The organism is Microbacterium sp. NPDC028030 (assembly GCF_040637855.1).
Classification (GTDB): domain Bacteria; phylum Actinomycetota; class Actinomycetes; order Actinomycetales; family Microbacteriaceae; genus Microbacterium.
In genome coordinates, this window is the sequence record NZ_JBEZXF010000001.1 from 1,568,158 (window position 1) to 1,582,788 (window position 14,631).

Here is a 14,631-nt window from a genome sequence, read left to right on the forward strand (position 1 = left end):
ATGCAGGAGATCGAACCCGTACGGCTCTCCGAGCTGACCACGCTCCGCACGGGTGCGGCGCCCGAGCGGATGCTGGATGCGACGACGACCCCGGCGCTGATCGAGGCTCTGCGCGAGACCTGGCACCGCGGCGAGGAGTGGTTCGTGCTCGGCGGCGGATCGAACCTCTTCGTGGGCGACGAGCCCTTCGAGGGCACCGTCATCCGTGTGCGCACGGAGGGCATCGAAGAGCTGCCGTCCCCGCATCAGGGGCGGGTCCGCCTGCGGGCTCAGGCGGGGCACGGCTGGGACGACCTGGTCGCCTACGCCGTCGCGCACGGCTACGCGGGCCTGGAGGCGATGAGCGGCATCCCCGGGACCGTCGGGGCGTCCCCCGTGCAGAACATCGGCGCATACGGGCAGGAGATCCAGGAGACGCTGGTCGAGGTCGAGCTGATCGACGAGTCGACCGGCGAGGTCTCGACCGTTCCCGCCGCCGACCTCGGACTCGGATTCCGCACCTCGGTGCTCAAGCATCACCACGGAAGCGTGCCGCTGCGCCGCGCCGTGATCCTCTCGGTGACGGTCGACCTCGTGGTCGCGAACGAGCGCATCGTGCGCGGCGAGCAGCTGCGTCGCGCGCTCGGTCTCGTCGACGAGGCCCCGGTGCCGCTGGCGTGGGTGCGCGAGCGCATCCTCGCGACCCGCGCGTCCAAGGGCATGCTGCTCGACGAGAGCGACCCCGACACCCACGGCGTCGGCTCGTTCTTCCAGAACGCGATCGTGACGGCGGCGGTGGCGACGGCGCTCCCTCCGGAGTGCCCGCGCTGGCCGGTCGCCCCCGACCTCGACGCGGTGACGGTGATCCCGCTCGCCTCATACGACGGACAGGTGCCGCTGTCGAAGCCTGCAACGGTCTCCGACGTCAAGGTGAGCGCCGCCTGGCTGATCGAGCAGGCCGGCATCCGCAAGGGGTTCAAGCTCCCGCGGTCCCGTGCGTCGGTGTCGACGAAACATGCGCTCGCACTGACGAACCGCGGAGGGGCGACGGCCGCCGAGGTCGCCGAGCTGGCCCGCTTCATCCAGAGCCGCGTGCATGCGGAGTTCGGTCTGGTGCTGCAGCCGGAGCCCGTGCTGGTGGGCGTCGACCTGTGACCAAGGTCGAGCGGGTCTCGCGGACGCAGGCCGTCGTCGACGGTCTGCTCGACGAGATCATCGGCGGCCGGCTCGAGGCGGGCCAACCGCTGCCCCCTGAGGGGGAGCTCGCGCAGCAGTTCGGGGTCTCGCGCCTCACGATGCGCGAGGGGGTACGGCTGTTGCAGGCGCAGGGCGTCATCGTCGCGGTGCCCGGTACCAGGCACCGCATCGCGCCCACCGACGAGTGGACCGGCCTCGACGCGGTCGTGCGGCACGCGCAGAGCGCCGGCGCCCGCGAGCGCTCCTCCGTGGAGATGCTCGAGATGCGCATGATGTTCGAGACCGGCGCAGCGGAATTCGCGGCGGGCCGGCGGTCGGACGCGCACCTGGCCGAGATGGAGTCGCTGCTGGAAGAGATGCGTGCAGCGCACGATCGGGCCGACGTCGACGGATTCGTGGCCGCCGATCTCGCCTTCCACGACGTGATCATCCGGGCGGCGGACAACCGCATCCTGGTCGCCTCGATGCGCCCGCTGACGACCATGCTGCAGGCGACACGCAGCGAGACCAGCGCCGTCGCCGACATCCGCGAGCACGCCCTGGCCGAGCATGCCGCGGTGCTCGAGGCGATGCGCACGGGCTCCGGCGCGGCCGCCCGTCAGGCGATGCGCAGCCACATGAGGCAGACGCGCGACGACCTGCTGCACTACGTGCACGGCCGCTGACCGCGCGCCATCCGCGCGCTGCGTCGTTTTGGCGATGACGCGATGCTGGGGTACGCTCATCGATATCTGATATCGGATAACGGTCCAGATCCCCCACATGGTCCGTGGTTCCCCAGCCACGGACCGTCTCCCCGGAACGAAGGAGTTCGTGTGCACATCGACGACCTGCTGGCGCCCCTGCCCGCACCGCTCGAGGTCACCGCCGCCGACGTGCGCGCCGAGGTCGATCCCGCCGACGTGCTTATCGTGCTGGACGACGACCCGACCGGAACGCAGTCGGTCGCGAATCTCCCCGTGCTCACCCGATGGGAGCGCGCCGACCTCGACGAGGCTCTCGCGACCGGTGCGGCCGCGGTCTACGTGCTCACGAACACACGGTCGCTCGACGAAGACGTCGCGGCTGCGCGCAACCGGGAGATCGTCGCGGTGGCGCTCGATGCCGCCGAGGCCCAGGGTCGGCGCGTCACCTTCGTCTCCCGCAGCGACTCCACCCTGCGCGGACACTTCCCGCTCGAGACCGATGTCCTCTCGGCGGAGGTCGCGGCGCGCACCGGGCGGACTCCTTCGCTGACGCTGCTCATCCCCGCGTTCCCCGACGCCGGTCGACTCACGGTCGACTCCGTCCACTACTGGGTCACCGACGGCGAGGCCACCCCGGTCGGCGAGACCCCGTTCGCCGCGGATGCCACCTTCGGCTACCGCTCCTCCGACCTGCGCGACTGGGTGGCCGAGAAGACCGGGGGACGGATCCCGGCCTCCGCGGTCGCCGGCCTCCACCTCCGCACCATCCGGGCGGGGGTCCACGCCGTCATGGAGTTCCTCGACGCGCTGCCCGAAGGTACGGTCGTGGCCGTCGACGTCGTCGAGGAAGCGGACATGAGCACCGTCGCCCTCGCGCTGCATCGCCTGCGTGAGAAGGACGTGCTGCTCCGCGTCGGACCCCCCTACGTCCGTGCGCACCTCGGGCAGGAGATCGCCGAACCGATGCGCGCGGAGGACATCCCCTTCGCCCACGACCGCGGCGGGCTGGTCGTGGTGGGCAGCCACGTGCCGCTCACCACCGCACAGCTCGACGCCCTGAAGGCCGCGCGCCCGAACACGCGCACGATCGAGCTCGACGTGCGGGCGCTCATCGGCCCCGAACGCGAGGCGCACCTCGAGGAGCAGGCGCATGCCGCCGCGGCCGCGCTGGACGAGGGGAGTGTGATCGTGCATACGACGCGCGAGCTCATCACCGGTGCCGACGGGGATGAGAGCCTCGCGATCGCGCGCCGCGTCTCGAGCGGAGTGGTCGAACTCGTGCGCCGCGTGCTCGCGATCGCCCCTCCCCGTTTCGTCATCGCCAAGGGCGGGATCACCTCGAGCGACGTCGCCAGCGAGGCGCTCGAGATCCGTCGCGCGACCGTGCTCGGGCCCATGCTCCCCGGCCTCGTGTCGCTGTGGCAGCCGGAGACAGGCCCCGCCGTCGGCATCCCCTACGTCGTGTTCGCCGGAAACGTCGGCGACGCGGACTCCCTCGTCACGGTCGTCGCCACTCTCGCAGGCGACGATGGAACCCACCCGGAAGGACAATCATGACAACCACCGTCGCTGTCATCGGACTCGGCGCCATGGGGCTGCCGATGGCCGGCCGCCTCGCCCAGCGCTTCACGGTCCGCGGCTTCGACATCGCTGCCGAGCGTGTCGCCCTCGCCGCCGAAGCCGGTGTGATCCCCGCGTCGTCGGCGGCCGAGGCCGTGAACGGCGCCGACGCCGTGCTGGTCGCCGTGCGCACCGGCGCGCAGCTGGACGAACTGCTCTTCGGAGAGGACGGGCTCGCCACGCATCTCGCCGATGGCGCGGCCGTGATCCTCACCAGCACCGTCGGCACCGAGGGCATCGAGGCGATCGCCCAGCAACTCGCCATCCACGGCGCAGAGCTCGTCGACGCTCCGCTGTCCGGCGGCCCCGTGCGCGCAGGGGAGGGCGATCTGCTCATCGTCGTCGGCGCGACCCCCGCCGCCGTGGAGACCGCGCGCCCCGTGCTGGAGCAGCTCGCGTCCACGCTCTCCGTCGTGGGAGACAAGCCCGGCGACGGACAGGCTCTGAAGACCGTGAATCAGCTGCTGTGCGGTGTGCACATCGCCGCTGCCGCCGAAGCGCTCGCCCTCGCCGATGCGCTGGGCCTCGACCGCTCCCGCACGCTGGATGCGCTCACTGCGGGAGCGGCGAACTCGTTCATGCTCGGCAACCGCGGCCCCCGTGCGCTCGAGGCGTACGACCCCGAAGGCGCCGAGGTGCTGAGCCGCCTCGACATCTTCGTGAAGGACCTGGGCATCGTCGGCGATGCCGCCCGCCGTGCACACCTGTCCACGCCGGTCGCCGCCGCGGCCGAGCAGCTGTTCCTCCTCGGCGAAGCGCAGGGCCTCGGTGCCCTCGACGACTCCGCCGTCATCCGCGTCGTCGCACCCGAACGACTGTCCTGAGCGCGACGTCGCGCCCTCACTGAAAGAAGAGATCCAGAGATGCTTCCTCTTCCGATCCTCATCCTGATCGGCCTCGCAGGCCTCGGCCTGCTGCTCCTGCTCATCATCCGGTTCAAGATGCAGGCGTTCTACGCCCTCATCCTGGTGTCGATCATCGTCGGCATCGCGGCCGGTCTGCCGCTCACCACGATCCCTGCCGACGGTGATACGCCCGAGCAACTCGGCGTCATCCAGGCGATCATCGCCGGTGTCGGCGGCACTCTCGGCTCGGTCGCCGTGCTGGTGGCCCTCGGGTCCATGCTCGGCAAGATCATCGAGCTCTCCGGCGGCGCGGAGTCGCTCGCCGGGCGATTCACGGGTTGGCTGGGCCCGAAGCGGGTCGGCATCGCGCTCGTGGTCGCCGCCGGCATCCTCGCCATCCCGGTGTTCTTCGACGCCGGCTTCATCATCCTCATCCCCATCGTGTTCGCCTTCTCGAAAGTGGCAGGGCTCAACCCGATCAAGTTCGGGCTCCCGGTCGCCGGCATCATGCTCGCCGTCCACGTCGCGGTGCCCCCGCACCCCGGCATCGTCGGCGGATCCGCGATCCTCGGCGCCGACATCGGCTGGGTGACGATCTTCGCGCTCGCGATCTCCGTGCCGCTCGGCGTGCTGTCGTACCTCGTCGCGAAATGGATCAACACCCGTGAGTTCGCGATGCTCGCAGCCACGAAGGAGATGTACGACAACTTCGGCACGGAGAAGTCGACGCTCAGCAGCGGGCTCGGCGAGGGCGAGAAGGCGCCGGGTGCTGGCACGGTCCTCGGCCTCATCCTCCTTCCGCTCGTGCTCATCATGCTCGGCACCGCGGTCGCGCCGCTGTTCGAGAAGGGGTCCTTCTGGAACGGCTTCCTCAGCATGATCGGTCAGCCGATCTTCGCCCTCATGGTCGCGATCGCCGCAGCCATGTACCTGCTCGGCATCCGGCGGGGCTGGTCTGCGGCACACCTCGGCGAGGTCATGGAGTCCGCTCTGCCCGCGGCCGCCGTCATCATCCTGGTGACGGGAGCCGGAGGAGCGTTCGGACGTGTCCTCACCGAGACCGGCATCGGCGGCGCGGTCGCCGACGTGCTCGCCTCGAGCGGGATGCCGCTGCTGCTGGCCGCCTTCCTGATCTCGCTCATCATGCGCGCCGCTCAGGGTTCGGCCACCGTCGCCATCGCCACGACCGCAGGGCTTCTGCTGCCCTCGGTCGCCGCGATGGGGCTCGACACCGTGCACACCGCGCTGCTCGCCGTCGCGATCGGCTACGGCGCGCTCGGCCTCAGCCATGTGAACGACTCGGGCTTCTGGGTGGTCACGCGGTACCTGGGCCTGTCGGTCAAAGACGGCCTCCGGACGTGGACTCCGCTCACCACGGTCCTGGGCGTGGCAGGCTTCGCGCTCACGTGGGTGCTGTACGCGGCGATCCCCGTCGCCTGATCGCGTGCCGACGAACGGCCGTCACCTTCGGGTGGCGGCCGTTCGTCGTGCCTGGTCCCGGTGGCCGGCGTCCGCCGCTGGCGCTACGCTCGCGGCATGAGCGGACTGATCCCGTACCTGCTGTTCCCCGGCAACGCCGCGGAGGCGCTGCGTCACTACCAGTCGGTGTTCGGCGGTGAGCTGCAGCTGCTCGACTATGCGACGGCCGGTCGGCATGACGGGCCGGGCGATGCCGTCGCGCACGGCCAGCTGAGCGGACTCGTCGAACTCGCCGGAGCCGACGCCGGCGCCGACGACGACGCGGTGCAGATGGGCGGCATGTTCCTGTCGCTGCTCGGCACCGCCGATGCGCTGACGCTCACCGACTGGTACGACGCACTCGCCGCCGACGGTCGTGTGATCGACGCGCTGCAGAAGCGCCCGTGGGGCGACTACGACGGCACGCTCGTCGACCGCTACGGCATCCGCTGGCTGATCGGCTTCCACCCCGAGGACTGAACCGGGGGTTCCGGAGCCCCCGGGCAGACGACGAGACCCCCTCGTACCGACGCGGCTGCGAGGGGGTCTCGGCGGAAGGGCGGGGTCTCGGTGACCCGCCGGCTCAGGCGAACAGTCGCTGCAGGCGCTGCACGCCCTCGAGGAGCTGGTCGTCGCCCAGGGCGTACGACATGCGGATGTACCCGGAGGGGCCGAACGCCTCACCGGGGACGACCGCGACCTCTGCCTGGTCGAGGATGAGGTCGGCGAGCTCGAGCGAGGTGGTCGGGGTCACGCCACCCCAGGTGCGACCGAGAAGGCCCTGCACGTCGGGGTACACGTAGAACGCGCCGAGCGGGTTCGGCACCACGAGGCCGTCGATCTTCGACAGCTCCGAGACGATGAGGCGGCGGCGGCGGTCGAAGGCCTCGCGGAACTGCTCTGCCTCGGTCTGCGGGCCGTTGAGGGCGGCGATCGCGGCCTTCTGGGCGACGTTGTTCACATTGCTCGTGAGGTGCGACTGCAGGTTGCCTGCGACCTTGATGGCATCGGCGGGTCCGACCATCCAGCCCACACGCCATCCGGTCATGGCATAGGTCTTCGCGACGCCGTTGACGAGGATCGTCTGACCCGCGACCTCGGGGACGGCTTCGACGATCGAGGTGGCCTTGACGCCCTCGTAGGTGAGGTTCTGGTAGATCTCGTCGCTGATGATCCAGATGCCGTGCTCGAGCGCCCACTCGCCGATGGCCTTGGTCTCCTCGGCGGTGTACACCGAGCCGGTGGGGTTCGAGGGTGACACGAACACGAGCGCAGTGGTGCGCGCCGTGCGGGCGGCCTCGAGCTGCTCGACCGTGACCTTGTACTCCTGGTCGGCACCCGCGAACACCTCGACGGGGGTGCCGTCGGCGAGGCGGACGGCCTCGGGATAGGTGGTCCAGTACGGCGCGGGGAGCAGCACCTCGTCGCCCGGGTTCACCACGGTCTGGAACGCCTGGTACACCGACTGCTTGCCGCCGTTGGTGACGATCACCTGGCTCGGCGAGACCTCGAGGCCGGAGTCGCGGAGGGTCTTCGCGGCGATCGCCTCACGCAGGGCGGGCAGTCCGGGCGCCGGGGTGTACCGGTAGCTCGCCGGGTCGGCCAGAGCCTCGGCGGCGGCGTCCACGATGAACTGCGGCGTCGCGAAGTCGGGCTCGCCCGCGGCGTACGAGATGACGTTCTTGCCTTCGGCCTTGAGGGCCTTGGCCTTGGCGTCGACCTTGAGGGTCGCGGACTCGGCGATGGCGGACAGCTTGCGAGAGAGAGGAGCGCGTTCGGTCACGGTTACGAGCGTACTCGGCGACGAGCTGGCTCGTGGTGGCAGTGACGCATCAAGATCGTGTGTTCTCGAGCGCACGCATCCTGAGGGGTCAAGACACGCCTTAGCCGGTTCGGCGGATGCGGCGTGTCTTGACCCCTCAGGACGGGTACGGCGCGTGCGGGTGGCGCGGGGTCAGAGGCCGTGCGCCTGCGCGACGGCGTCAAGGGTGATGCGTCCGCCCTGCACGTTCAGGCCCTTCGCGAGCGCTGCATCCTCGGACGCGGCCCGGTCCCAGCCCTTGCCCGCGATCGCCGACACGTAGGGGAGGGTCGCGTTGGTGAGCGACCGCGTCGCCGTCTCGGGAACCGCGCCGGGCATGTTCGCGACGCAGTAGTAGATCGAGTCGTGCACCGCGAACGTCGGGTCGTCGTGCGTCGTCGGGCGCGATCCCTCGAAGCAACCGCCCTGGTCGATCGCGATGTCGACGAGGACGGAGCCGGGCTTCATCGTGGCGACCATGTCGTCGGTCACGAGCTTGGGGGCGGCGGCACCGGGGATGAGCACGGATCCGATCACGAGGTCGGCCGTCTTGAGCTCCTCCGCGATGTCGTAGCGGCTCGATGCGCGCGTCTCGAGCGCGCCGCCGTAGCGGTGCTCGAGCTCGCGCAGGCGCGGCAGCGACACGTCGATCACGGTGACCTTCGAGCCGAGGCCCAGCGCGTTCGCCGCGGCGTGCTCGCCCGCGACGCCGCCGCCGATCACGACGGTCTTGGCGCGGGGCGTCCCCGCGATACCGCCGAGCAGCATCCCGCGACCGCCCTGGGAGCGCAGCAGCGAGTACGAGCCCATGGTGACCGAGAGGCGTCCGGCGATCTCGCTCATCGGCACGAGCAGAGGCAGGCTGCGGTCTGGCAGCTGCACGGTCTCGTAGGCGACGGCGGTGGTGCCCGCGGCGACGAGGGCTTCGGTGAGCGCGCGGTCGGCGGCGAGGTGCAGGTAGGTGAAGAGCGTGAGGTCTTCGCGCAGGAAGCCGTACTCCTGGGCGATGGGCTCCTTGACCTTGATGACGAGGTCGGCCTCCCCCCAGGCCTCGGCCGCAGTGTCGACGATCTCGGCACCGGCGTCGCGGTAGTCGTCGTCCGTGATGCGCGAGCCGAGCCCCGCACCGGACTGTACGAGCACGCGGTGGCCCTCGTGCACCAGGCGGTCGGCGCCGGCGGGGGTGAGGGAGACACGGTTCTCGTTGTTCTTGACCTCGGTGGGGACGCCGATCTTCATTGATCCTCCAGGGTGATGTGCGTGGGTCGGCACCCAGGATCGCAGAAACATCGATGGAACAACAGAATCAGTGAAGATCATTCGTCAAGGTGAGAGATCCTGAATAATGCTTCGTATGGAGACGACCTCTGACGCCCCCGAGCCGAACACCGTTCGGGCCCCGGCCCTCGATGCGATCGACGCGAGGATCGTGCAGCTGCTCACGGCAGACGGTCGCATGACGAACGCGGAACTCGCCGGTCGCCTCGGCGTCGCGCCGTCGACCGCCCACACCCGCCTGCGCGCCCTCGTCGACCGCGGGGTCATCACGGGTTTCCACGCGAGCGTGGACGAGCGGATGCTGGGCGCCGGGCTCCAAGCCGTCATCGGCGTCACTCTCCGCCCGAGCGGGCGGCGGGAGAGCATCGTCGAGTTCGCGGATCGTGTCCGCGTGCTGCCCCAGGTGATCCAGGTGTTCTTCCTCGGCGGCGACGACGACTTCCTGCTGCACATCGCGGTCGCCGACTCGTCGGAGATGCGCGAGTTCGTGCTCGAGCACCTCTCGGCGCAGAGCAGCGTCGCCTCCACGCGCACGAGCATCGTGTTCGACTACCACCGCAACTCGGTGGCCGCGTCGTTCCGGTGACCGTCGCGGAAATGCGTCAGGCGCCGTACGCGGCCGGCAGCGCGCAGTAGTCGGCGAACCGACGCTTCGGGTGCTCGGGATCGCTCACGTCCACGATCGATCCGGCGACGGTGTGCGGCGGCTCGTCGCCGGTCAGCTGCCACAGCGCATAGTTCCACATGCCCCTGGTGCGCTCGCCGATCAGGGCGGCCGGGCCCGAGACGAGCAGGACGTCGTCGCTCTTCGGTCCCTCCCGGAACGCGCTGACCACGGTGCGCAGCTCGCCCTCCTCGCCCTCCGGAGAGTGCTCCCGGACGACGTGCTGTCCCGACGCCGTCAGTGCGGCGCCGAGCTGGTCCGCCGCCTGTCTCGAGCGCTCGGCATCCGCCCCCGCCACTGCGAGCAGCCGCCGGCCGCGCGGGTAGAAGTGCAGGAACTCGGTGGCGATGTCCGCCCAGACGTCGGTCATGCCTCCAGGCTACGCCCGCGTGCCCGAACCGGCTCCGGACACGGAAGCGCCCCGGGCCACAGCGTCAGCCGTGGCCCGGGGGCTCTTGCGCGCGCTCAGTCCTCGTCGATCAGGAACCGGCTGTATGCGCCCAGGGTGAGGAACGTGGGGAACTCCTCCTGCAGCGCGACCTCGCGGAAGATGTCGGCGGCGTCGTCGAACCGGTCGCCGTGGCTGCGGGTCGCCTGCGCGAGCACCTCGGCGATCAGCCCTTCGATGTAGTCGGCCGTGATCGGGGTGCCGTCCTGCGTGGTGCGGTCCTGGTGGATCCACTGCCACACCTGCGAGCGGCTGATCTCGGCCGTCGCGGCATCCTCCATCAGGTTGTCGATCGCCACGGCGCCGAGTCCGCGCAGCCAGGCCTCCAGGTAGCGGATGGCGACCGACACGTTGTCGCGCACGCCCTGGGCGGTGATCGGACGGCCGATGTGCAGGTCGAGCAGGTCGCGCGCCTCGACGTGGACATCGTCCCGCTGACGGTCGACCTGGTTGGGGCGCTCACCGAGCACGGCGTCGAACTCCGCCTGAGCCGTGGGGATCAGGTCGGGGTGCGCGACCCAGGTGCCGTCGAAGCCGTCGCCCGCCTCGCGCTTCTTGTCGGCCGAGACCTTCTCGATGGCCCGCGCCGTCACCTCGGGGTCGCGGCGGTTCGGGATGAACGCGCTCATGCCGCCGATCGCGAAGGCTCCCCGCTTGTGGCAGGTCTGCACGAGCAGGTCGGTGTACGCCCGCATGAACGGCACCGTCATCGTGACCTCGCTGCGGTCGGGCAGCACGAAGCGCGCTCCGCGGCCCCGGTAGTTCTTGATGATCGAGAAGATGTAGTCCCAGCGTCCGGCGTTGAGCCCGGCGCAGTGGTCGCGCAGCTCGTAGAGGATCTCGTCCATCTCGAACGCCGCGGGCAGGGTCTCGATCAGCACGGTCGCCCGGATCGTGCCGTGCGGGATGCCGATGTACTCCTCGCTGAAGGAGAACACGTCGTCCCACAGCTTCGCCTCTTCGCTGGACTCGAGCTTGGCGATGTAGAAGTACGGTCCGCGCCCCGCGTCGATCAGAGCCTGTGCGTTGTGCAGGAAGTACAGACCGAAGTCGACCAGCGAGCCCGATGCCGAGGTGCGACGTCCGGCGCGGTCCGTGAACGCGATGTGCTTCTCGGGCAGGTGCCAGCCGCGTGGACGCATCACGATCGTGGGCGTGCGCTCTGCCGTGACGCGGTACTCCTTGCCCTCCGGCGAGGTGAAGGAGAGCTCGCCGCGGATGGCGTCGTGCAGGGAGAGCTGACCCTCGATCACGTTCTTCCAGGTCGGGCTCGTGGCGTCCTCCTGGTCGGCGAGCCACACCCGCGCGCCCGAGTTGAGCGCGTTGATCGTCATCTTCGGGTCGGTCGGACCCGTGATCTCGACGCGGCGGTCCTCGAGGCCAGGGCCGGCGCCGGCGACGCGCCAGTCCCGGTCGTCGCGGATGTGCGCGGTGTCCTCGCGGAAGCGGGGGTCGTGCCCGTTGCCGATCTCGAAGCGGCGGCGCATCCGGTCGGCGAGACGATCGTGGCGGCGCGACGCGAAGCGGTGGTGCAGCTCGGTCAGGAAGGCGGTCGCTGCCGGGGTGAGGATCTCGTCGTAGCGGTCGCGGAGGGGGCCGGTGACCTCGATCGACGGGCCCTGCTGGGTGGTCTGGATGGGAGCCGTGGTCGGGGGAGCGGTGGGAGTGGTCATGATCGTGAGTCCTTCGGTGTGTGTCGCGGTGCGAGGAAGGCGACGGGGATCAGTGGAACTGCGCGGCTTCGGTGGAGCCGGCGAGGGCGAGGGTCGCGCTGTCGGGGTTGAGCGCGGTGGAGATGACGTCGAAGTAGCCGGTGCCCGCCTCGCGCTGGTGCTTGGTGGCGGTGTAGCCGTCGGCCTCGGCGGCGAACTCGGCTTCCTGCAACTCGACGTACGCGCTCATGGCGCGTTCGGCGTAGCCGCGGGCGAGGTCGAACATCGAGTGGTTCAGGGCGTGGAAGCCGGCCAGGGTGATGAACTGGAACTTGTAGCCCAGATCGGCCAGCTCCTGCTGGAAGGTCGCGATCTCGGCGTCGGAGAGGTGGCGCTTCCAGTTGAAGCTCGGTGAGCAGTTGTAGGCCAGGAGCTTACCGGGGAACTGCGCGTGGATCGCGGCGGCGAACTCCCGGGCGAGGGCGATGTCGGGCTCTCCGGTCTCCACCCACAGCAGGTCGGCGTAAGGAGCGAAGGCGAGTCCGCGGCTGATGACCGATTCGATGCCGGGGCGGATCCGGTAGAACCCCTCGGTGGTGCGCTCGCCGGTGGTGAACTGCTGGTCGCGCTCGTCGACATCGCTGGTGAGCAGGTCGGCGGCGAGGGCATCCGTGCGCGCGATGATGACGGTCGGCACGCCGGCGACATCGGCCGCGAGGCGGGCGGCGTTCAGGGTGCGGATGTGCTGCTGCGTGGGAACGAGCACCTTGCCGCCGAGGTGGCCGCACTTCTTCTCGCTGGCCAGCTGGTCCTCCCAGTGGATTCCTGCCGCCCCGGACTGGATGAGCGACTGCGCGAGCTCGTAGGCGTTGAGGGGTCCGCCGAATCCGGCTTCGGCATCGGCGACGATCGGCGCGAGCCAGTCCTGCGTCGTCTCGCCCTCGGCATGCTCGAGCTGGTCCTGGCGGATGAGGGCGTTGTTGATGCGGCGCACGACGGCCGGAACGGAGTTCGCGGGGTAGAGCGACTGGTCGGGGTAGGTCTGGCCGGCGAGGTTGCCGTCGGCGGCGACCTGCCACCCGGAGAGGTAGATGGCCTTGAGCCCTGCACGCACCTGCTGCACGGCCTGGCCTCCGGTGTAGGCGCCGAGCGCCCTGACGTAGTCCTCGGTGTGCAGGAGGTTCCAGAGGTTGTCGGCGCCGCGGTGCGCGAGGGTCGACTCTTCCCTGACCGAGCCGCGGATGCGGATGACGTCCTCGGCGGTGTAGGTGCGCTCGACGCCGTCCCAGCGGGGGTCGGTGTCCCAGATCTCCTGGAGTTCGGCGGCCGTCTGAACCTGGTCGCCGGCTCGCAGACCGGCGGGGCGGGGCGTCGGGGTGTTGGCGGTGTTCGTCATGGTCTCTCCTCGGTGGATCCGGCGGCTGTGCCGGTGTGGCGTGGTTCCACTGTGGGTGAAGTTCCGCGACCTTGGTAACCGAAATCGAGGAGAAGATCGTCCGAAATTCTGTTTCTGTGACAGAATCGGCCGCATGAGCACCGTCGACGTTGCAGAAGAGACCGATGCCCTCACGATCGGCCGCCGCATCCGCCAGCTCCGGACGGCGAAGGGCATGACCCTCGATGACCTCGCATCGGCCGTCGACCGGGCGCCCAGCCAGCTGTCGATGATCGAGACCGGCAAGCGCGAGCCGAAGCTCACGCAGCTGCAGGCGATCGCCAAGGCGCTCGGCGTCACGATCGATGCGCTGCTGGAGGGCGAGCCGTTGGACGAGCGCAGCGCGGTCGAGATCGCCCTGGAGCGCGCGATGAAGGGGCAGACCTTCCAGGCGCTCGGCATCGAGCCGTTCCGCATCGCGAAGAGCGTGCCCACTGATGCGCTGAAGGCGCTGCTCGCGCTGCACGGAGAGATCGACAGGCTCAAAGACGAGCGCGCCGCGACACCGGAAGAAGCGCGGCGGGCGAACGTCGAACTGCGACACCTGATGCGGCGGCAGGACAATCACTTCGCCGACCTGGAAGAGAAGGCCGCCGAGATCCTCGCTGCGGTCCGGCATCCCGGTGGTCCGCTCACCCAGCGCACCGCCTCCGAGATCGCGGCCTACCTGGGGTTCACCCTGCACTACGCTCCCGACCTGCCGCAGACGACCCGGAGCGTCGCCGACCTCGCCAACGGACGGCTCTATCTGTCGAGCAGCGTGCCCGCGAAGGGCGATGCTCGCACCGCGGTGCTGCAGGCGCTGTCGAGTCGCATCCTCGGGCACTCCGAGCCGCGCAGCTATGCCGAGTTCCTTCGGCAGCGCGTCGAGACCAACTACCTCACCGGTGCGCTCCTCATCCCGGAGGCGCATGTGGTGCCCGCGCTGAAAGACGCCAAGCAGCGCAGGGCGATCTCGATCGAAGACCTGCGCGACGCCTACTCCGTGTCGTACGAGACGGCCGCGCACCGCTTCACCAACCTCGCCACGCGTCACCTCGACATCCCCGTGCACTTCCTCAAGGTGCACGAGTCCGGGACCATCACCAAGGCGTACGAGAACGACGACGTGAACTTCCCCACAGACAGGCTCGGCGCCATCGAGGGACAGATGTGCTGCCGCCGCTGGACCTCGCGGGTCGTGTTCGACGAGGACGACCGCTTCAACCCGTACTACCAGTACACCGACACCGGCAACGGCACGTACTGGTGCACCGCGCGGGTGGAGTCGTCGAGCGAGGGGCTGCACTCCGTGAGCGTGGGTGTGCGCTTCGACGACACGAAGTGGTTCGTGGGGCGCGACACCTCTCATCGCGGGGTCTCGAAGCACTCGGTCGAGGTGTGCTGCCGCCGGGCTCCGGCCGACCTGGAGGAGCGCTGGCGCGAGAACTCCTGGCCCAACGTGAAGACCCCGCGCACGTTGCTCGCGACCCTGCCCACCGGGGCCTTCCCCGGTGTGGACACCACGGACGTGTACGAGTTCCTCGAGGCGCACGCCCCGGGGTAGTCCCTCCGCCCCCGCGCGCTCG

General features: G+C 69.9%; 13 protein-coding genes. 8 read left to right on the plus strand and 5 right to left on the minus strand.

Annotation, left to right across the window (positions count from 1 at the left end; translation table 11 throughout):
• From AB0E56_RS07815 to AB0E56_RS07840, 6 genes are all read left to right on the plus strand, one after another.
• Positions 1–1,134: a UDP-N-acetylmuramate dehydrogenase gene (locus AB0E56_RS07815; RefSeq protein WP_359798273.1), complete on the plus strand. Its 1,134-nt coding sequence runs from the start codon at positions 1–3 to the stop codon at positions 1,132–1,134.
• Positions 1,131–1,841: a FadR/GntR family transcriptional regulator gene (locus tag AB0E56_RS07820; RefSeq protein WP_359797967.1), complete on the plus strand. Its 711-nt coding sequence runs from the start codon at positions 1,131–1,133 to the stop codon at positions 1,839–1,841. The genes AB0E56_RS07815 and AB0E56_RS07820 overlap by 4 nt, the downstream gene beginning before the upstream one ends.
• 150 nt (positions 1,842–1,991) lie before the next feature.
• Positions 1,992–3,419, plus strand: coding sequence for a four-carbon acid sugar kinase family protein (locus tag AB0E56_RS07825; protein WP_359797969.1), 1,428 nt, complete (start codon positions 1,992–1,994; stop codon positions 3,417–3,419).
• Positions 3,416–4,306 carry an NAD(P)-dependent oxidoreductase gene (locus AB0E56_RS07830; protein ID WP_359797971.1) on the plus strand — a complete coding sequence of 297 codons (891 nt, stop codon included), beginning with the start codon at positions 3,416–3,418 and terminating at the stop codon, positions 4,304–4,306. The genes AB0E56_RS07825 and AB0E56_RS07830 overlap by 4 nt, the downstream gene beginning before the upstream one ends.
• A 39-nt stretch (positions 4,307–4,345) precedes the next feature.
• Entirely contained in the window at positions 4,346–5,767 is a 1,422-nt protein-coding gene (locus tag AB0E56_RS07835) for a GntP family transporter (RefSeq protein WP_359797973.1), read from the plus strand.
• Positions 5,768–5,863: 96 nt separating this feature from the next.
• Positions 5,864–6,265, plus strand: coding sequence for a VOC family protein (locus AB0E56_RS07840; RefSeq protein WP_183152859.1), 402 nt, complete (start codon positions 5,864–5,866; stop codon positions 6,263–6,265).
• Positions 6,266–6,368: 103 nt separating this feature from the next.
• Here the strand turns inward: AB0E56_RS07840 and AB0E56_RS07845 are convergent, their stop codons facing one another.
• Both AB0E56_RS07845 and ald read right to left on the minus strand, forming a co-directional pair.
• A complete protein-coding gene (locus tag AB0E56_RS07845; RefSeq protein ID WP_359797975.1) occupies positions 6,369–7,568 on the minus strand; it encodes a pyridoxal phosphate-dependent aminotransferase in 1,200 nt (399 codons plus the stop codon).
• A 171-nt stretch (positions 7,569–7,739) separates the two neighbouring features.
• On the minus strand, positions 7,740–8,825 hold the full coding sequence (gene ald / locus AB0E56_RS07850; protein ID WP_359797977.1) for an alanine dehydrogenase: 1,086 nt from the start codon (positions 8,823–8,825) through the stop codon (positions 7,740–7,742).
• A 106-nt stretch (positions 8,826–8,931) separates the two neighbouring features.
• On the opposite strand from ald, the gene AB0E56_RS07855 reads away from it, so the two are divergent.
• Positions 8,932–9,450, plus strand: a complete 519-nt coding sequence (locus tag AB0E56_RS07855; protein ID WP_359797979.1) for an Lrp/AsnC family transcriptional regulator — start codon at positions 8,932–8,934, stop codon at positions 9,448–9,450.
• Positions 9,451–9,466: 16 nt separating this feature from the next.
• On the opposite strand, the gene AB0E56_RS07860 is transcribed toward AB0E56_RS07855, so the two are convergent.
• The 3 genes from AB0E56_RS07860 to aceA form a co-directional block, all read right to left on the minus strand.
• Complete coding sequence (locus AB0E56_RS07860; RefSeq protein ID WP_359797981.1) at positions 9,467–9,898, minus strand: hypothetical protein; 432 nt, start codon at positions 9,896–9,898, stop codon at positions 9,467–9,469.
• Between the two features lie 95 nt (positions 9,899–9,993).
• Complete coding sequence (aceB, locus tag AB0E56_RS07865) at positions 9,994–11,649, minus strand: malate synthase A (protein WP_359797983.1); 1,656 nt, start codon at positions 11,647–11,649, stop codon at positions 9,994–9,996.
• Positions 11,650–11,698: 49 nt separating this feature from the next.
• A complete protein-coding gene (gene aceA / locus AB0E56_RS07870; protein WP_359797985.1) occupies positions 11,699–13,024 on the minus strand; it encodes an isocitrate lyase in 1,326 nt (441 codons plus the stop codon).
• Between the two features lie 133 nt (positions 13,025–13,157).
• Here aceA and AB0E56_RS07875 point away from each other — a divergent pair, with 133 nt between their 5' ends.
• Positions 13,158–14,609: a helix-turn-helix domain-containing protein gene (locus tag AB0E56_RS07875; protein ID WP_359797987.1), complete on the plus strand. Its 1,452-nt coding sequence runs from the start codon at positions 13,158–13,160 to the stop codon at positions 14,607–14,609.
• The last annotated feature ends 22 nt before the right edge of the window (positions 14,610–14,631 follow it).